Origin of the sequence: Natronomonas halophila (genome assembly GCF_013391085.1) — an archaeon.
GTDB classification, from domain to species: Archaea; Halobacteriota; Halobacteria; order Halobacteriales; family Haloarculaceae; genus Natronomonas; species Natronomonas halophila.
On sequence record NZ_CP058334.1, the window covers coordinates 2,956,937 to 2,972,481 of the forward strand.

A 15,545-nucleotide genomic window follows, 5' to 3' on the forward strand; every position below is an offset into this window, starting at 1 on the left:
CATCCGTTGTTAGCACCTACCGAGCGGGGGATGACGAGGTGGAGGCCGCGACGGAGGGCCGGCCGCCTGGGGGTGTCCAACGAAAGGAGAACGACAAACCATGGAACCACGCAACCTGTTCACGGACGACCGCGCGGTATCGCCAGTCGTCGGCGTCGCGCTGCTGATTGCCATCGCGGTGATTCTGGCAGCCGTCATCGGCGCCGTCGTGCTGGGGCTCGGAACAACTGGGGCTGACACGCCGCAGGCACAACTGAATGCCAACCTCACCGGGAGTCAGGTTACACTAGACCACCAGGGTGGCGACAAACTTCCCGGCAATCAGGTCGTCATAATTAACCGTGATACGGGCAATGAAACGACCTTAGGTACTGACCTGTCTGCAGGCCGCAGCGAGACTGTGTCTCTAAACCATTCCGATGGTGACGAGATAGCAGTCGTCTGGCAGGACCCCGATAGCGGTTCGGAGACGGTCCTGGAGACGTTCACTTACGACCCATAAGTATTGGATAATCAATAGATGACGGGGAACGAACGGGCGGTGTCACCGGTCGTCGCGACGGCGCTACTGATAGGTATCACGGTGCTGCTCGCGACGACGATCGGCATGGCGCTGTTCGACGGGAGCCTCGGGGAGGCAGAGGCCCCGGAGGTGACACTCTCGTTCGAGGTCGACGATACCGACCGGGTTCACCTGCGACACGAGGGCGGCGACCGCCTCGCCGCCGACGAAGTCGTGGTGCTGGACGAACGGGGCAACGAACTCGCCCCCGGGCTCTCGGGGGACCTGACCACGGGCGAACGGTCCGTCATCGTCGACGACGCCACGACGGTCGAGGAGGTGACCGTCGTCTGGCGAGACCCGGATAGCGACACCACGTCGGTGCTGGCGACCTTCGAACCGTGACGACCCAGTCGGGGTACCGCCCGCCAACCCTCTCGTCGACTCGACACCGCGTCCCGAGAGACGAGGCCCCGAAACTGACGCTCAGGACATGCTAGACTCCAAACTCGTAACGTTCGCCCGCGCCGAGCGCGGGGTTTCGGAAGCGGTCGGGATGACGCTTCTCGTGGGTATCGTCGTCCTCGGCATGGCTGTCATCTTGCTGGCCGGCGGCGGCCAGGTGACCGACGAACAGGAGACGGTCGAGACCGGACAGGCCGAACAGGCGCTCGTCCAGTTCGACGACGATGCCGAGCGCGTCGCCAGCGGCGGCACGACGACACGCCGGGTTGACCTCGGCCTGCGGGTGAACGACGGGACGCTCGACGTCGAGGACGACGCCGGCCACGTCACCGTGGAGTATTTCGACCCGTTCGACCCGCTCAACGGCACCGAACTGGTGAATACGTCGATGGGCGCCGTCGTCTACGAGAACGGTGACACGACCGTCGCCTATCAGGGTGGCGGCGTCTGGCGGCGCGATGGTAACGGGTCGGTGATGGTCTCGCCACCGGAAATCACCAATCCGGAGAAGACGCTCAACGTTCCCGTCGTCGAAACGCGGAAGGCCGGCAGCGTCCACAGCAGCGTCCAACTCCGGCGGGTCGACACCACACAGGGCTTCCCGGACGAGACGCGGGACGGAAACCTGACGAACAAGGTCGATGACGGCATCGTCCAGCTCACAATCGAGAGCCGGTACTACCGGGCGTGGGGGCGGTACTTCGAAGACGAGACGAACGCCGAAGTCGTCTACCCGCCGAACCGGGAGGCCGTCATCGTGATGTTCTTCGGCTCCCGGTTCAACCTCGGCGAGGAGGCGGGAATCATCGCGACGTCCGGTCCCGGTGAACTTCGGGTGGAGGGAAGCGGGTCGTACATCGACAGCTACAACTCCTCGAACGGGAACTACAGCGAGACGAGTTCCAACGAGGGGGTCGTCAAGTCCGCCGGTGATATCGACCTCTACGGTGGGGCCGCGATAATGGGGGACGCCGAATCCAACAGGGAGATTCTGCTGGACGGCAGCTCGGAGATTACCGGCGACGCGTGTGCGAACGGGGACATCGATAAGGGTGGGGACGCGACAATCGGCGGCGATACGAACTGTTCTGCCAACGTCCCCATCCTCCCGCCGCTGGATGGGTTGGTGGCGACCCGGGCCGACGAACTGGCCCGTCAGAACGATAACGACAGGACGCCATACATCGAAAACAGGCGGTTCAACGTCTCAGGTGGCGACGAAATCGAACTCCAGCCCGGCAACTACTATCTGGAGAAAATCGAGTTCGAGAACAACGAGACTGTGGTCCTGAACGCGAGCGGCGGGGACTTCAACATCGTCGTCGAGGATTACATCGTCCTCGACCAGGGCCACGTCCGGATAACCGGCGAGAAGGGCGACGGCGGCGTTCGGGTGTACCTCGCAAGCGAGGAGAGTTCCGGGCGAACGGTCTCGGGGACCGGTGGCGAACCGGCCGACCACTTCTACGTCGACGGCGACAGCAAGGTGCGGGTCCGGAACGATTCCGCGCCCCGCTTTCAGGTTCTCGCACCGTCGACGTTCACCGGGGCAATCAGGGCCTCCGGGTCGGACGACCCGCAGGTGACCGCTATCGTCATGGCGCCCACGCCGGCGGCGGGACCGAGCCAGTTCATCGTCCGCGATTCGGAACTCTTCGGGGCCGTCGTAACCGGCAACCTCTCGGCGGAGAACAACGGGGAAGTCCACTTCGACCGCGGTATCTACGGCGAGGAGATTCCCTTCGGCGAGGACTCACTCATCGACTTCCTCTATCTCACCCATCACGAAATCGAAGTCGAGGGCACTTAGCCGGACGAAGGGGATTTCGCGGCGCGGTTTCAGGCGCCACGTTCGGCTTTCCCGACACCGCGGACGGGGAGTCGTTCATCCGGCGATAACTACTCAGCAAGAAACGAGGAAGGAAATCTGCAGAACTTTCTTGCCGCTTACGTTCCCAGTAACAGCCGTGACTGCCACCGCGACCGCCGATGGACTCGAGGACCGCATCGAGCGGTGGTGGCGCCTGTTCGCGGTCGCGCTCTTCCTTCTGGTGCCGCTGGACCTGCTGACGACGTTGCTCGTGGTGACCAGATACGGGACCGTCGTCGAGGCCAACCCCCTGATGCGATGGCTGCTGGATCAGGGGCTTCTCGTCGTGACGGCGACCAACCTCGGCGTGGTCGTTCTCGTCGTCCTCCTGTTTCAGGCCGCTATCCGGCGAATACGGCAGACGCCCCCGGCGTATCATCGGGCTGTTACCCGCGTGGTGGACGTCTGGGTCGGCGTCCTTCTCGTCGCCGGGACGGTGCTCGTCGCCAACAACCTCGCCGTGCTCCTCTGAGCGATGGGCTCCGACCCGAAGCTATAGGACGATGTTCGGCGTCGGTCGGGGTATGAGTCCGACGGTCCAGGAGTTGCGGAACGGGATTCGCAGGCGTATCGGCCGCTTCGAACGCGAGGTGAACGCCCAGTTCACGAAGGAGGAACTGGCGGCCATCGCCGAGGCGGTCGGGTACGATGGGCGTCGTCCCTCGAAGGGGGAAATGCGCGCGGAAATCCGACAGCGGGTGGGTATCGCCGCGGAGGGCGAAGCGGCGAGCGACGACACGTTTCGGAAGGCCGACCTGAAAGCGATAGCCGAGGCTCTCGACGAAGGGTAGTTGCGGGTCTGAAAAAGACGAACCCCGAACCGGTCAGTCGATTTTCTCGGCGACCTCGCTGTCGAGATACTGGATACACCATTCGAGGTCGTCCATCGTGGCGGCCGCCCCGTGTCGGTCGACGGAGATGATAAATCCCGACTTCCTCGGCAGGGCGTCGGCCCAAGAGAGGATGTACGCCTCGTCGAAGACGCGGATGAACGCCTGAAGTTCGCCCGCCCTGAACGCGGTTTCGGTCTCACTCAGTCCCAGCTGTTTTACGATGGTATCATCGACGATTTCGCGGTCCTCGCTGGTGGTGTACTGCTGGCGGATATCGTCCCGCATCCGCGTTCGGTAGTCGGTGGCATCGTACCGGGTGACGACGCGCAAATCCGACTTTAAACGGTCGTACACCGCATTCCAGACGGTATCGACGAGCGTTTCGGCCATGGTGCTGGTTAAATACAGATGTCAATGGAGACGCGGATAGTCTTATCGCTCGGGTCAGGCGTCGGTAGCCGACCGTTTGCTCGAAGTTGACGGGGCCGAATCAGGGGGTCAGAAGCGGCGTCGCTCGGGGCCGTGTCGTGATGGTCGTCCCGCAGTCGGGACAGTCGTAGACGCGGCGGTCGTCCTCGTCGTGGACGTTCCAGTCGCCCTCGATGTCGCTTTCGTGGTCGCAATCGGGACAGAAGAGTACCGCCTTTCGGCGCGATTCGGCTTCGGTTCTGGAGGGACGGTGGACGGGCACGGGTATGGATGCGATAGGGGCTGAACGGGGATAACCCTGTTTAAACGGTCGGGTCGGACCGTTCGTCACTCGGCGGCCTCGTGGGTGTTGATGAGTGTCAGAATATCCTCACAGAGCGCTCCCGGCGTCCCCTGGACCTGCTTGGTTTCGACGTCGTAGCGAACCAGTCCGCAGGCGTCCAACTTCGGGAGATGAATCTGATGGAGCGCGATGCGGACCCGAGAGCGCCGTTCGGCGGTCGGGCGGTCGCCCCCATCGATTCGCTCGATGACGCCGTCGACGAGGGCGTCGAGGCGTATCCGCTCGCCCTCGGCTTCGGTCAGCAACCGTAGGACTACCCGTCGGTGTTCGTCGGCGACGGCCGAGATCACGTCGTCCAGCGTGGCGGACCGGTCGCCTTCGGCCATCGGTGTCGTCATTCGGTGGCCCCGGGGGTCGACCGTCCTACGTTCGACTGACCGTACATATGCACTACATACCGCCCCATCATTGTGTTCGTTCGCCTTGGTGAACCAAGTGACTGGGAACTATTCGTTCGGTTTGGCGGCGAGCGTGTTGGTGACGAGTGAGACGATTGCCCGCCGGAGCCGTTCGGTCACGGCCTGGTCGGAAATATCGAGTTTCTCGGCGAGTTCCTTGGTCGTACAGCCTCGCGGGATATCGTAGTAGCCCATCCGTACCGCGAGGGTCATCGCCTCCCGCTGGGGTTCGGTCAGGCCATACCAGGGGCCGGCATCGGGAGACGTCGGGTTGTAGACCCGGTCCATCGCCAGTGAGATGTTCGCGGATTCACAGCGGTCCGTGAACTCGGAGAGGTCGTCGTGGCTGGGAAACCGGATTTCGAAGTTCCAGTTTTCGGCCGTACCGGTGGCGCTCAAAAGCTGGCCCGCACTACGTTGGAGACAGTCGAAAAAGCGGTCCTGTGAAGCGTCCCAATCGAGCGTGAATAGGGTTCGGTCCTCGAAGACGTCCACCTCCGTAGCGTCGTTGACCGCGGAATGGTCCCTGATAGCTTGGAGGAACGACTCCCGCGTCGAGTTGTGAACCCAAAAGAGCGGGACGGCGGCCTCACCGATAGGAACGAGGCGTTCGAGTTCGATGGTAGACTCACTGCTGACCGAGAGGATTCGACCGAGTTCAAAACCAGTAGATGAAACACGAAATTCTGCGATGACGCTCATTACTTGTCCTTGGTTCCCTGCTTAAACGGGGCCGTACAAAACGGGGGGGCTTGGTATATAATGCAGGATATAAACAACGTAGAACCGACGGCAAGCGCGGGGTCGCTCTGTTGGGTGATTTGGGCGTCCGCCTCGTACGGTTGGGTCGGCTTACCTTGCGTACCACCCCTGGGGGTTATCCCGCTCGACGCCGAACTGTCCGGTATGGCTACGGTCATGGAGTTCACGAGTCCGGCAGACGAGTTCCCGTTAGGAACGGTCTTCGAGAACCTGCCGGAGGTGACCGTCGAACTGGAGCGACTCATCCCCCACGAGTCGCTCATCATCCCCTATTTTTGGGTCCGTGGCGCGGCCCCCGAGCACATCGAAGCTGCCTTCGAACCTCACGCGGGCGTGGTCAACATCGAACTCATCGATAACGTCGAAAACGAGTATCTCATGCGCGCGGAATGGGAAGGCGAGTACTTCGGCGTCCTGAACGCCCTGGCCTCCGCCGAGGTCGCCGTCCTCACCGGCATCGGGACGAAGGACGGCTGGCATTTCGAGGTCCGCGGCGAGAGCAGAAAGAAGATAAGCGAGTTCCGGTCCATCTGCCAGGCCCACGATATTTCCATCGAGATAACCGCCGTCCACGAACTGCTCCCGGTACAGGGCGACACCTACGAGTTGACCGACGCACAGCGGGAGGCGCTGGTGTTGGCCTTCGAACGCGGCTATTTCGACACTCCGCGTGAGACGTCGCTCGAAGAACTCGCCGACGAACTCGGCATCACCCAACAGTCGCTTTCCTCCCGCCTCAAGCGCGGTCATCGACGCCTCATCGCCGGGGCGCTCGTCAGCGAATGAACCGACGGAGCGAACCGCTGGTGTTTCCCGTCACCGGTTGCGGGACTCCCTCCGATTGGGTATTTAAACTCCCTGTATTATAAGCGCTACACACCAACCGTTTCAAACGTCTAACAACATCCAGAAATGGTAACTACACCGGCAGGAGTCGAACTGCAGTCCTTCGAAGACTCCCCAGCCTCTGGGGCGTATCTGGCGCGGTACGACTCGAACGCAACCTCCGCGAGCATGGCCGTTATCGCGACACTGTCGATGGTGATGGATCGCTGCCCGACCGAACTGGCGCCGCTCCAGTCGGCCGTCGATACCGACGCGCTCGACGCGATATTTCGCGAGTCGGATACGTCGGGGTCCGGCGTCTCGGTCACGTTTTCCGTACCGAAGCATACGGTCACTGTCGGCAGTTCCGGCACCGTCACGGTCACCAAGCCGGAGGCGCAGGTGTCGGCCGAAACCAATGGGAGGCCCACGCAATGACTGAAGGGGAATCGCCGATGACAGGGGAAGAGTTGACCGCCGAGTTGAAGGTACTGCTTCGCCGGGCCCACGACAACGGCGTCGGCGTCAACGGCGGCTGGGAGTGTCGGAACGACTCCGAGTATCCCGACTGGGACGTCGTTATCACGGAAGTCCAGAAGCCGGAAGCCTCCGAGTAGACTTCCAAATCTCCACCGAACCCCGCCGTTTCTCGACGCTGGGTGACGATTCGGTATCTCTTTTCAGGGAAGGTATCGGCTCCATAACTATTCGTATCGGACCGGAATCACGAGGGAGATGAATCGCGATTCGAACACCACGCAAAACCGGGACCGGCGGTACGGTACCGCGGGTGTGACGCCCGCCGTCAAGGAGGAATCGACGAGGATTGCGGGCGGCCGAATCGTCACACCGGACGGGGTCTACGAGGACGGCAGCCTCCTCATCAGCGGGTCCAGAATCGAGCGCGTGAATCAGTCTCACGACCGGCGTACACACGCCCACACGACGGTCGATGCGACCGACCGGGTCGTCATGCCCGGCCTCGTCGACCTCCACGGCGACGATATCGAGAGTCACCTCTTTCCCCGGCCCGAGGCCCGCATCGATACCGACCGTGCCGTCGTCGACGCCGACCGCGCCAACGTCACCAGCGGCATCACGACCAAGTTCCACGCCATCGCCTTCGAGGACGACCCCGACGAGAACCGGACGGTCTCGCTGGCCCGCGAACTCGTCGAGACGTTCGAGGCGTCCCCGGAACTGCTCGGGGACAACCGCGTCCACGCGCGGTGTGAAGTGACCGAAAGTGTCGACGCGGTCCGGGAACTCCTGTCGGAAAACACCGCCATCGACCTGGTCTCGCTTATGAACCACGTCCCCGGCGACGGGCAGTTCGCCGACCGAGAGGCCTTCGAGCGCCGCTACGTGGAGGGCCACCGGCTCTCGCCCGACGGCGCCGAGAGACTCGCCGAACGGCGCGCCGATACCGACGAGTCGACCCTCCGGGACCGCATCGCGACCCTCAGCGACCACGCCAGCGACGCCGGACTGCCGGTCGCCTCCCACGACGATACGGCGCCCGAAACCGTCGAACGGATGGCCGCACTGGACGTCTCCATCAGCGAGTTTCCGGTCACGCTGGCCGCCGCCGAACGGGCCTCCGAACTCGGGTTACACACCGTCATGGGTGCGCCGAACCTCGTGCAGGGCGGCAGCCTCTGGGGCAACCTCGCGGTCGAAGACGCCGTGGATGCGGGCGTGGTCGACGTGCTCTGTTCGGATTACCACCCGCCATCGCTGCTGGCCGCGCCCTTCGTCCCGACGGGCGAACCCCTCCACGAACGCGTGGCACGCGTCACAAGTAACCCCGCCGATGCTGTCGGTCTCGACGACCGCGGCCGCATCGAGGCGGGACGCCGCGCGGACGTCCTCGTCGTCGACCCGGAGCCGGTCCCGACGGTCGAACGCGCCTTCGTAAACGGCGAGGCCGTTCTGCAGGCCAGCGAGACGACTCGTGACCGGGCCCGAACCGAGTACAGCCCGGCCTCGTGAGGGTGGCTCCGGGATATAAATAGGCGGCCGCTCCCGTCCGTCTCAGTCGGTGTCCGACATCGACGCCTGCATCCCACTTGACTCCTCGATTGCGGGGCCGTCACTGGCCGTCGGCTCTTGGCCGCCGGTTTCGGCGGCCGGGGATGCTTCCTCGTCGGTCCGAACGACCACGAAATCCTCGCGGTCGAACCGGTCCTTGTGGACCATCTGGCCCGTCTGGAAGGTTATCCACGTCGAATCGACCGTCGCGACGGTAAACCGGTATTCCTTGTTCAGTTTGCTCGTCCACACGACGGTATCGCCGACGCGAACGGCGTCGGATGATAGTCGCGTTCGGTACCCCTCCCCTTTCGGTTCGTCTACTATCGTTGTCTGGTCGGACATGGTCATCGCCGAGATCGACTGCTCGGTCGCTATCACGGTCCGATTCATCCATCGTACGTAGTTATGCTTCGCCTACCCGGCGTTAAGGGAACCCTACCGCCCGATACCGCCGCGCCTCTCGCTCCGCTGCTGGCCTGTGACGGCCCTACAGTTTTCCCTTGTGGCGATGGCCGTCCCAGTCCTGACGGATAACCTATACTTATGACGTTTGTAACTATCCTACCGAACAGTTTAGGCCCAATACGGCATGAGTACCGATAACGAGGACCGGTTAGATACCGCCGATGAGAGCGACCGCCCACCCTCGCTGAAGCGCCGCACGATGCTGGCTTCGACGGCGGGCGCCGTGACGGCCGTCGCGGGGTTCGGCGCGTTCGCGGGCACGGTGGCCGCCTGGGGCCGCTTCGAGGTCGATTTCAAGGGCTGCAGCGAGGTCTGGATGATAGTCGACGATGACGACCTGGACTACGACCCACCGACGGTCGCCCGCGTCATCGTCGAGACGGCCGATGGCGGCACCGACTATCGACCCGTCGAGTTCACCGAGGAGGCTGCCACGACGATTCCCGGCCAGTACGGCGACGCGCCGCTGGTCAAGTACGCGGTCGATGACAGCGAGAAGGTACTCGCCGTCCTCCTGTACAACTACCGGGAAATCGACCGGTTCTCTGACCCCTCGTGTCTGCTGGTCAACGACCACCGATGCGCGCAGGCGCCGAACACGGCCGACCTCTACGAGGCCGACTGCGTGCAGGCGGCCTACGACGGCCGCTGGGGCGGCAGTTACTGGGACGGCAGCGGGAACGGCAACTGTGCCGACAGGATCGTCGGCCGAGAGGGCCCCTCGAAGGGAGGACGAGGGTCGTCGAACAGCGGGGGCGGCGGTGGCCCCTCGAACGGCGGCGGTGGCCCACCGGACGGGCGGGGCGGCTCGAACCGCGGCGGGTCGCGCGGACAGTCCCGGGGCCCGCCCAGATAGCCGCTCAGTCAAACCGTGACTCGCGACCGGTGAGGCCGCTGCCGTGGCTCGGTTCCGTCGAAAGCCGGTAAAAAGGTGTGTGCGCCCAGGTGAGGGCAGGGGTGGTTAGAAGCTACCCTTGAGTCGAATCTCGTCGTCGGTTACCGAGTCGATGCGGTTCTCTTCGAGGGCGTAGTCGTCCTGGTCGGCGTCGCCCCAGCCGAGTTTCGACCGGATGGTATCGGTGAGTCCGGGGTCCGCGTTCACGTAGGCGGTTCCGGATTTGACCTCGGTGACCATGCCGATTTTCTCGCCGCTGGAATCTACTACTGGCTTGCCCTGATCGTCGTCGGTGACGTGCTTTCGTGGCATTGCAAATGCGTCTATTCCCCCGGTGGGTATTGTTATAGAGATAGTATCCGAAACGGGGAATCGGTAGACCCGCGTTACAGCATTGTGGCCGGTCCTACACGGGCGGTATCCCCGGATTTCGGTTACGAACCGTTCGTTTCGGTGCCGTTGGTTGTCGGCATCTCGGTGCCGTTGTCGGCCGGCATTTCGGTACCGTTGTCAGTCGGCATTTCGGTACCGTTGTCAGTCGGCATCTCGGTGCCGTTCTCGGTGGGTGCTTCCGTTTCGTTGCCGCCCGTCCCATCGTCGCCTTCGTCGACGATGAAGGGGCTCGCCAGTTCCAGCACTTCGGACCGGGAGCGTGCCTCGTCGACTACCGCCGGGAAACTGGTCTGGCCGTTGAGCGTCCGGAGGAACGCTGCGTGTCGTGCCTCGACGCTGTGGATGCCGAGAGCGGGCGGTATCAGGTCCTCGCTTTCGATGGACGGTGCCGCGCCGGCGTACGCCGAAACGCCGATGTCCTCCAGCTGGACGGCCGTCCCGAGGAACGCCATCGGGTACTCCACCGCGAGGCCGAAGTCGAACTCCGGTTCCTCGACGGGCGTTCCGCCGAGACTCTCGATGGTCGAGACGAGCGTCTCGACGTGCTGTTCTTCGTGTTGCTGTATCGTCGTTAGTTCGTCGTAGGCCCGCTCGCGGAGCTGACTGTCCTCGCTGAGGGCCTTGCAGTTACAGAGGTCCTCCTCGCTGATGTTTTCGAGTCCCTGCCGGTAGAAACTCGCTTCGAGGTACTCCAGTGTCAGGGCGTAGTTGAGAATGGCGACGTCGTCCTCGAACTCGTTTTCGACCGGCTCGCCGTCCTCGTCGTCCGTCTCGGTCTCTTCCTCGCCGTCGTCCTGTGCGAGGACGGACCCGGATAGGGCGCTGCCGACCGCGATGCCGCCGAGGGCCCCGGCGGACCCGGCAACGAATTGCCGTCGTGTGTTGTTGTACGCCTCGTCTTCCGACCGTTCGCCGCTGTCTTCGTTCTGGTTCACCACACCCGCACCACGGCTGTTACCCGGATTGTTATACGCTATCTTGTATTCGGTTCGGTTAGCTTAGGAAAATTGAAATATGTGATTTATGACCTGTCTGTTAAATTTATAAAATGCCGGGTTCGTGCGGTATGCTGTGAGGTCAGTCGGGTAAGAATACCGTAGCTGGTTGATTAGGGGGCCCAACTCCCCGTCAGTCAGGGCCGTCCGTCCCGTCGAGACGCTCGGCCAGCGATTCGAGGTGGTCGATGCCGACGACCGCGACGACGTCGCCCTCCTCGCGGAGGTCCGAGAGCCGGGCGGCCATCGTCGCTTCCCTGGCGTCGTCTTCGAGCCGGGAGGCCCGAGAGCGGCTCGCGGTCCGAAACGCGTCCATGAACGACCGGGAGCGACGGACCTGCTCGCGTTCGTCGCGCGCCTGGTCGTCGGGCGTGGCCGTCCGGTCGATGTCGTGCGGTATCGGTGAGTCGACTTCGAGACGGACCGAGGTGCGAGCGCCGACGGCGGCGGCGGCCCGGCAGAGAACGGCGTGTTTCGCCGTCTCGACGGCGCTGGAGGCGACGTTTCGGACCGTCTCCAGCGACGGGCGCTCACGGAGCAGGTTTCGCCCCAGCCGTCGGAAGAAGCCGCCGGTCGGTCGGTCGATGCCGACGGCGGTGTCGGTGTCGGCGGCCTGAATTGCCGCGCTCATCTCGCCGCCGAAGACGGGCGGGGTTCGGTCGGCGGACGCGTACTGTTCGAAGAGCGGTATCGAAATCGGCGGCAACTCGAGCGCGAGTACCGTCGGGGCGACCCCCTCGACGACGTGGCGGACGCGGTACGTACTCGCCGGGTGGTCGTGGACGACGCCGACGAGCGTCAGCGTCCCCGGCCCACCGGATACCTGCCGGACGTACTCGCCAGTTACCCGTGGGTCCGAATCGACGTCGACCGCCGGTGGGGGCTCCATAGGAGCGGACTACCGGCTGTTAGTGTATGGTTACTTAAAACCTTGTTCGCCGACCGAACCGGCCGGCAGCGTGGCCACTGACCGGTAATCGCTTCCATCCCCGGCGGATTATGGCGGGGGAACCGACGGCGCCGCTGGCGCGTCCGAAACGGCCGGAAAAATCAGTCCGTGGCGTCGACAGCCCTATCGTATGTCGGTCGCCAGCGCGTAGAGCCCGCCCTGGTTCCGGACGTATCCGCGTTCGACCAGCGATTCCAGCGACGAGGCGATGGCTTCCCCGGACAGCCGCAGGTCACACTCGATTTCCACGGCGTAGGCGGCCGGCACGCGGTCGAGGTACATACAGATGAGCCGTTCGTCCGGCGATTCGAGCTCCAGCACGCGCTCCCGGCTTCGGTACTCGGTTCGATGGCCCGGTTCGGTTCCCATAGGTGCCGTCTCGGCCCGGAACATCGTCAGTATACACTCCCTACGGGGCGCGGCGTCGACACTTGCCGACGCCGCGTTTCGCGACCCCGAACCGGTCCGTGACTGCCCGAGCCGCTCGCCGCGACTACAGGAGCAGCGAGATGACCGCGAGCACGACGAAGATGATGATGAACCACTTCGCGACGGTCATGCTGATTCCTGCGACACCCTGAGCGCCGATGGCCGCCGCGACGATGGCGAGGATGAAGAAGAAGAGCGCCCACTCGAGGAAGTCCCCGGAGAACTGCAGCGGCATCAACTGCAGGGATTTGACGACTGCGTATGACCCGCCGGATACCACCGCGTCAGTCATGACCATATCGATACCTCGATGGCTGCGGCTATTGTTATACCTAGATTACAGTCGTCTGGACCCCACGACGCGGCGCTTCGGCTGACGGGCCGAAACCCGGGGACGTGCTACCTGAATGAAGGTGGCGCCTAATATCACGAAGACCGCTGAACTATCGTCTCGGTTTTTATTTCTACCCGTTTGGGTTCCCACCGAACATATGCAAACAGATGCCACAGTCGTCCGACAGAGAGGGGTCGCCAACAGGGTCGAGACGCCACCGAACGGCCGAACTGCCGGCAGGGGCCGGTAGCATGGCGGAGCGTTCGGCTCCGAACCGACGGGCCGTGGCCGACGACCGGGAGGCCCGGCATCGGGAACTCCGGGAGATCTTCGTGGCCGCCACGGGCGCCGAGGGGTTCACCGAGACCCAGGAACAGCAGACGTCGTCTCGGACCATCTCCGGGGAGGAGTCGGTCGCCGAGACAGTGACCGCCATCGCGAAGGCCGACGGGTTGGGTGACACGTACACGGACCTCGTGTACGAAAGCGACGGCGAGTGACGCAGCTTTGGGTATCAACTGCTTACCGGTCGCCTTCTGACGCCCGTATCTACAAACCCGGTCATAACAAAGGCCGTTTCCGACCTTCGGATGGTATGCGCCTGAGAAACGCTACCCGAAACGTCGCGGCCGCAACGGTACGCCTACATTTCGACACCCAGCGGGGCTCTACACGGTCTCGAACGGGCCGTCGGTTCGGTTCCGTAATGCGGCCCTGTGTGGGCGGCTCGTGGAATTCGTCCTCGGAGTCCGCCGCGCCGGGCGACGTTGCCTGGGGGGTGGCGGTCTAATGTGCGGCATTACCGCTCGAATCGGTGACGACGATTCCCTGGATGACCTGCTCGTCAGCCTCAAGAACCTCGAATACCGGGGGTACGATTCGGCCGGCATCGCCGTCCAGAACGGCGCGGGCATCGAGGTCAGCAAATGCGAGGGCGAGGTCGCCGAACTGAAATCCCAACTCGCCACCAACGACCACGACGGCCCCATCGGCATCGGCCACACGCGCTGGAGTACCCACGGCCCGCCGACCGACGAGAACGCCCACCCGCATACCGGCTGCAAGGGCCGGGTCGTCGCCGTCCACAACGGCATCATCGAAAACTACAACGCGCTGCGCGAGGGCCTGCAGGCCCGCGGCCACGAGTTCACGAGCGACACCGACACGGAGGTTATCCCCCACCTCGTCGAGGAGCGGCTCGAAGCCGGTATGGACCCCGAAGTCGCCTTCCGGGATGCCGTCGGCGAACTCGATGGTAGTTACGCCATCGCGATGATGGTCGACGGTGACCCGGCCGTCTACGCGACCCGAAACGGGTCGCCGCTGGTGGTCGGCGTCGGCGAGGAGGCGAACTACCTGGCCAGCGACGTCCCCGCCTTCCTGGAGTTCACCGACCGGGTCGTCTACCTGGAGGACGACGACGTGGTCGTCATCACGCCCGAGGACCACCACATCACCGACCTGACGGGCAATGCCGTCTCCCGCCCCGTCGAGACCGTCGACTGGGACCCCGAGGACGCCGAGAAGGGCGGCTACGACCACTACATGCTCAAGGAGATCCACGAGCAACCGGTGTCCCTCCGGCAAACGATTCGCGGGCGCATCGAGGGCGAGGACGTCGTCCTTGAGGATTTCCCGCCGGGGACCTTCAACGACGTTTCCCGCGTGCAGTTCATCGCCTGCGGCACCTCCTATCACGCCGGGATGTACGGCGAGTGGCTGCTGTCGAAGTGGGGCGTCGACGCCAACACGTTCATCGCCAGCGAGTACGCCGCCTATCCGGCGCCGGTCGACGAGGAGACGCTGGTCATCGGCGTCACCCAGAGCGGCGAGACGGCCGACACGCTGGAGGCCCTTAAGAGCGCCCGCGAACGCGGGGCCCGGACTCTCGCGGTGACGAACGTCATCGGGTCGACGGCGGCGCGGACCTGCGACGACGCGCTGTTCATCCGGGCCGGCCCCGAGATCGGCGTCGCCGCCACCAAGACGTTCTCCTCGCAGGTCGCCTCGTTGGTCCTCCTCGGGGAGCGACTCGTCCGGGACGTCACCGGCGGCCCGACCGAGGAGTGTCAGCAGCGACTGGAGTCGCTCAAGTCCCTCCCCGAACACGTCGAGCGAGTCATCGAGAACTCCAACGCCGCCGCCATCAGCCACCAGTGGCTCGGCGGTGGCGGCCACTTCTTCATCGGTCGCGGCAACGCCTACCCCGTCGCCCTGGAGGGTGCCCTGAAGTTCAAGGAGATAACCTACGAGCACGCCGAGGGCTTCGCCGCCGGCGAACTGAAACACGGCCCGCTCGCGCTCGTGACTGCCGATACGCCGGTGTTCGCCATCGGCACGGGCCAGCATCCGAAGCGGCTTGAAAGCAACGTGCGGGAGATTCAGACGCGCGGCGCCCCCGTCATCGCCATCGCGCCGCGAACGGAGACGGACCTCACCGACACCGCCGACGAGTTCCTCCCGGTTCCCGCCACCCATCCGGACCTCGTGGCGATTCTGGCGAACGTCCAGCTCCAGCTCATCGCCTACCACGCCGCCGACGAGATGGAACGCTCCATCGACAAGCCGCGCAACCTCGCGAAAAGCGTCACCGTCGAGTAAGCGACGCTGGTCGGTTCCCTCCT

At 64.1% G+C, this 15,545-nt stretch carries 22 protein-coding genes; 12 read left to right on the plus strand and 10 right to left on the minus strand.

The genetic code is table 11. The features are described from left to right. Positions 1-100 precede the first annotated feature (100 nt). The 5 genes from HWV23_RS15650 (at position 101) to HWV23_RS15670 (ending at position 3,628) form a co-directional block, all read left to right on the plus strand. On the plus strand, positions 101-502 hold the full coding sequence (locus HWV23_RS15650; RefSeq protein ID WP_178291315.1) for a type IV pilin domain-containing protein: 402 nt from the start codon (positions 101-103) through the stop codon (positions 500-502). An 18-nt stretch (positions 503-520) separates the two neighbouring features. Further along, positions 521-907 (plus strand): type IV pilin domain-containing protein, encoded by a 387-nt coding sequence (locus tag HWV23_RS15655; RefSeq protein ID WP_178291316.1) that lies wholly within the window; start codon positions 521-523, stop codon positions 905-907. A gap of 88 nt (positions 908-995) precedes the next feature. After that, the gene (locus HWV23_RS15660; protein WP_178291317.1) at positions 996-2,777 is read left to right on the plus strand and encodes a DUF7289 family protein; all 1,782 of its coding nucleotides are present in this window, start codon (positions 996-998) and stop codon (positions 2,775-2,777) included. A gap of 157 nt (positions 2,778-2,934) precedes the next feature. Beyond that, positions 2,935-3,309, plus strand: a complete 375-nt coding sequence (locus HWV23_RS15665) for a DUF5658 family protein (RefSeq protein WP_178291318.1) — start codon at positions 2,935-2,937, stop codon at positions 3,307-3,309. Between the two features lie 52 nt (positions 3,310-3,361). Next, the gene (locus HWV23_RS15670; RefSeq protein WP_178291319.1) at positions 3,362-3,628 is read left to right on the plus strand and encodes a hypothetical protein; all 267 of its coding nucleotides are present in this window, start codon (positions 3,362-3,364) and stop codon (positions 3,626-3,628) included. Between the two features lie 33 nt (positions 3,629-3,661). On the opposite strand, the gene HWV23_RS15675 is transcribed toward HWV23_RS15670, so the two are convergent. The 4 genes from HWV23_RS15675 to HWV23_RS15690 form a co-directional block, all read right to left on the minus strand. Beyond that, positions 3,662-4,060 (minus strand): DUF7522 family protein, encoded by a 399-nt coding sequence (locus tag HWV23_RS15675; RefSeq protein WP_178291320.1) that lies wholly within the window; start codon positions 4,058-4,060, stop codon positions 3,662-3,664. A 100-nt stretch (positions 4,061-4,160) separates the two neighbouring features. Beyond that, positions 4,161-4,361 (minus strand): DUF8106 domain-containing protein, encoded by a 201-nt coding sequence (locus tag HWV23_RS15680; protein WP_178291321.1) that lies wholly within the window; start codon positions 4,359-4,361, stop codon positions 4,161-4,163. Positions 4,362-4,426: 65 nt separating this feature from the next. After that, positions 4,427-4,780: a DUF7344 domain-containing protein gene (locus tag HWV23_RS15685; protein ID WP_178291322.1), complete on the minus strand. Its 354-nt coding sequence runs from the start codon at positions 4,778-4,780 to the stop codon at positions 4,427-4,429. Between the two features lie 108 nt (positions 4,781-4,888). Next, a complete protein-coding gene (locus HWV23_RS15690) occupies positions 4,889-5,542 on the minus strand; it encodes a helix-turn-helix domain-containing protein (RefSeq protein ID WP_178291323.1) in 654 nt (217 codons plus the stop codon). Between the two features lie 204 nt (positions 5,543-5,746). On the opposite strand from HWV23_RS15690, the gene HWV23_RS15695 reads away from it, so the two are divergent. The 4 genes from HWV23_RS15695 to HWV23_RS15710 all read left to right on the plus strand — a co-directional run bounded on the left by HWV23_RS15695 (position 5,747) and on the right by HWV23_RS15710 (position 8,419). Further along, positions 5,747-6,388, plus strand: coding sequence for a helix-turn-helix domain-containing protein (locus HWV23_RS15695; protein WP_178291324.1), 642 nt, complete (start codon positions 5,747-5,749; stop codon positions 6,386-6,388). Positions 6,389-6,514: 126 nt separating this feature from the next. Continuing rightward, positions 6,515-6,865, plus strand: a complete 351-nt coding sequence (locus tag HWV23_RS15700; RefSeq protein ID WP_178291325.1) for a HalOD1 output domain-containing protein — start codon at positions 6,515-6,517, stop codon at positions 6,863-6,865. Then, positions 6,862-7,044 (plus strand): hypothetical protein, encoded by a 183-nt coding sequence (locus tag HWV23_RS15705; protein ID WP_178291326.1) that lies wholly within the window; start codon positions 6,862-6,864, stop codon positions 7,042-7,044. The genes HWV23_RS15700 and HWV23_RS15705 overlap by 4 nt, the downstream gene beginning before the upstream one ends. Before the next feature lie 118 nt (positions 7,045-7,162). After that, positions 7,163-8,419 (plus strand): alpha-D-ribose 1-methylphosphonate 5-triphosphate diphosphatase, encoded by a 1,257-nt coding sequence (locus HWV23_RS15710; protein ID WP_178291327.1) that lies wholly within the window; start codon positions 7,163-7,165, stop codon positions 8,417-8,419. Positions 8,420-8,461: 42 nt separating this feature from the next. Here HWV23_RS15710 and HWV23_RS15715 read toward each other — a convergent pair whose 3' ends face one another. Then, entirely contained in the window at positions 8,462-8,803 is a 342-nt protein-coding gene (locus HWV23_RS15715) for a beta barrel domain-containing protein (RefSeq protein ID WP_178291328.1), read from the minus strand. Between the two features lie 247 nt (positions 8,804-9,050). On the opposite strand from HWV23_RS15715, the gene HWV23_RS15720 reads away from it, so the two are divergent. Then, on the plus strand, positions 9,051-9,782 hold the full coding sequence (locus tag HWV23_RS15720; protein WP_178291329.1) for a hypothetical protein: 732 nt from the start codon (positions 9,051-9,053) through the stop codon (positions 9,780-9,782). Between the two features lie 105 nt (positions 9,783-9,887). On the opposite strand, the gene HWV23_RS15725 is transcribed toward HWV23_RS15720, so the two are convergent. The 5 genes from HWV23_RS15725 to HWV23_RS15745 all read right to left on the minus strand — a co-directional run bounded on the left by HWV23_RS15725 (position 9,888) and on the right by HWV23_RS15745 (position 12,879). Continuing rightward, positions 9,888-10,133, minus strand: a complete 246-nt coding sequence (locus HWV23_RS15725; RefSeq protein WP_178291330.1) for a PRC-barrel domain containing protein — start codon at positions 10,131-10,133, stop codon at positions 9,888-9,890. 122 nt (positions 10,134-10,255) lie between these two features. Then, positions 10,256-11,149: a ferritin-like domain-containing protein gene (locus tag HWV23_RS15730; RefSeq protein WP_178291331.1), complete on the minus strand. Its 894-nt coding sequence runs from the start codon at positions 11,147-11,149 to the stop codon at positions 10,256-10,258. A 193-nt stretch (positions 11,150-11,342) separates the two neighbouring features. Further along, entirely contained in the window at positions 11,343-12,098 is a 756-nt protein-coding gene (locus tag HWV23_RS15735; protein WP_178291332.1) for a hypothetical protein, read from the minus strand. 183 nt (positions 12,099-12,281) lie between these two features. Beyond that, positions 12,282-12,527: a hypothetical protein gene (locus HWV23_RS15740; protein WP_178291333.1), complete on the minus strand. Its 246-nt coding sequence runs from the start codon at positions 12,525-12,527 to the stop codon at positions 12,282-12,284. Positions 12,528-12,651: 124 nt separating this feature from the next. Continuing rightward, on the minus strand, positions 12,652-12,879 hold the full coding sequence (locus tag HWV23_RS15745; protein ID WP_178291692.1) for a DUF1328 domain-containing protein: 228 nt from the start codon (positions 12,877-12,879) through the stop codon (positions 12,652-12,654). Between the two features lie 326 nt (positions 12,880-13,205). Here HWV23_RS15745 and HWV23_RS15750 point away from each other — a divergent pair, with 326 nt between their 5' ends. Together HWV23_RS15750 and glmS are read left to right on the plus strand one after the other, a co-directional pair. Further along, positions 13,206-13,421 (plus strand): hypothetical protein, encoded by a 216-nt coding sequence (locus HWV23_RS15750; protein ID WP_178291334.1) that lies wholly within the window; start codon positions 13,206-13,208, stop codon positions 13,419-13,421. Between the two features lie 289 nt (positions 13,422-13,710). Next, on the plus strand, positions 13,711-15,522 hold the full coding sequence (glmS, locus tag HWV23_RS15755; RefSeq protein WP_178291335.1) for a glutamine--fructose-6-phosphate transaminase (isomerizing): 1,812 nt from the start codon (positions 13,711-13,713) through the stop codon (positions 15,520-15,522). The last annotated feature ends 23 nt before the right edge of the window (positions 15,523-15,545 follow it).

What these genes read in the sequence shown, in the direction of transcription:
- HWV23_RS15650 (WP_178291315.1), top strand. Translation starts at nt 101, where the DNA reads ATGGAACCACGCAACCTGTTCACGGACGACCGCGCGGTATCGCCAGTC.
- HWV23_RS15655 (WP_178291316.1), top strand. Translation starts at nt 521, where the DNA reads ATGACGGGGAACGAACGGGCGGTGTCACCGGTCGTCGCGACGGCGCTA.
- HWV23_RS15660 (WP_178291317.1), top strand. Translation starts at nt 996, where the DNA reads ATGCTAGACTCCAAACTCGTAACGTTCGCCCGCGCCGAGCGCGGGGTT.
- HWV23_RS15670 (WP_178291319.1), top strand. Translation starts at nt 3,362, where the DNA reads ATGAGTCCGACGGTCCAGGAGTTGCGGAACGGGATTCGCAGGCGTATC.
- HWV23_RS15675 (WP_178291320.1), bottom strand. Translation starts at nt 4,060, where the DNA reads ATGGCCGAAACGCTCGTCGATACCGTCTGGAATGCGGTGTACGACCGT.
- HWV23_RS15685 (WP_178291322.1), bottom strand. Translation starts at nt 4,780, where the DNA reads ATGACGACACCGATGGCCGAAGGCGACCGGTCCGCCACGCTGGACGAC.
- HWV23_RS15690 (WP_178291323.1), bottom strand. Translation starts at nt 5,542, where the DNA reads ATGAGCGTCATCGCAGAATTTCGTGTTTCATCTACTGGTTTTGAACTC.
- HWV23_RS15695 (WP_178291324.1), top strand. Translation starts at nt 5,747, where the DNA reads ATGGCTACGGTCATGGAGTTCACGAGTCCGGCAGACGAGTTCCCGTTA.
- HWV23_RS15700 (WP_178291325.1), top strand. Translation starts at nt 6,515, where the DNA reads ATGGTAACTACACCGGCAGGAGTCGAACTGCAGTCCTTCGAAGACTCC.
- HWV23_RS15705 (WP_178291326.1), top strand. Translation starts at nt 6,862, where the DNA reads ATGACTGAAGGGGAATCGCCGATGACAGGGGAAGAGTTGACCGCCGAG.
- HWV23_RS15710 (WP_178291327.1), top strand. Translation starts at nt 7,163, where the DNA reads ATGAATCGCGATTCGAACACCACGCAAAACCGGGACCGGCGGTACGGT.
- HWV23_RS15715 (WP_178291328.1), bottom strand. Translation starts at nt 8,803, where the DNA reads ATGTCCGACCAGACAACGATAGTAGACGAACCGAAAGGGGAGGGGTAC.
- HWV23_RS15720 (WP_178291329.1), top strand. Translation starts at nt 9,051, where the DNA reads ATGAGTACCGATAACGAGGACCGGTTAGATACCGCCGATGAGAGCGAC.
- HWV23_RS15725 (WP_178291330.1), bottom strand. Translation starts at nt 10,133, where the DNA reads ATGCCACGAAAGCACGTCACCGACGACGATCAGGGCAAGCCAGTAGTA.
- HWV23_RS15735 (WP_178291332.1), bottom strand. Translation starts at nt 12,098, where the DNA reads ATGGAGCCCCCACCGGCGGTCGACGTCGATTCGGACCCACGGGTAACT.
- HWV23_RS15740 (WP_178291333.1), bottom strand. Translation starts at nt 12,527, where the DNA reads ATGGGAACCGAACCGGGCCATCGAACCGAGTACCGAAGCCGGGAGCGC.
- HWV23_RS15745 (WP_178291692.1), bottom strand. Translation starts at nt 12,879, where the DNA reads ATGACTGACGCGGTGGTATCCGGCGGGTCATACGCAGTCGTCAAATCC.
- glmS (WP_178291335.1), top strand. Translation starts at nt 13,711, where the DNA reads ATGTGCGGCATTACCGCTCGAATCGGTGACGACGATTCCCTGGATGAC.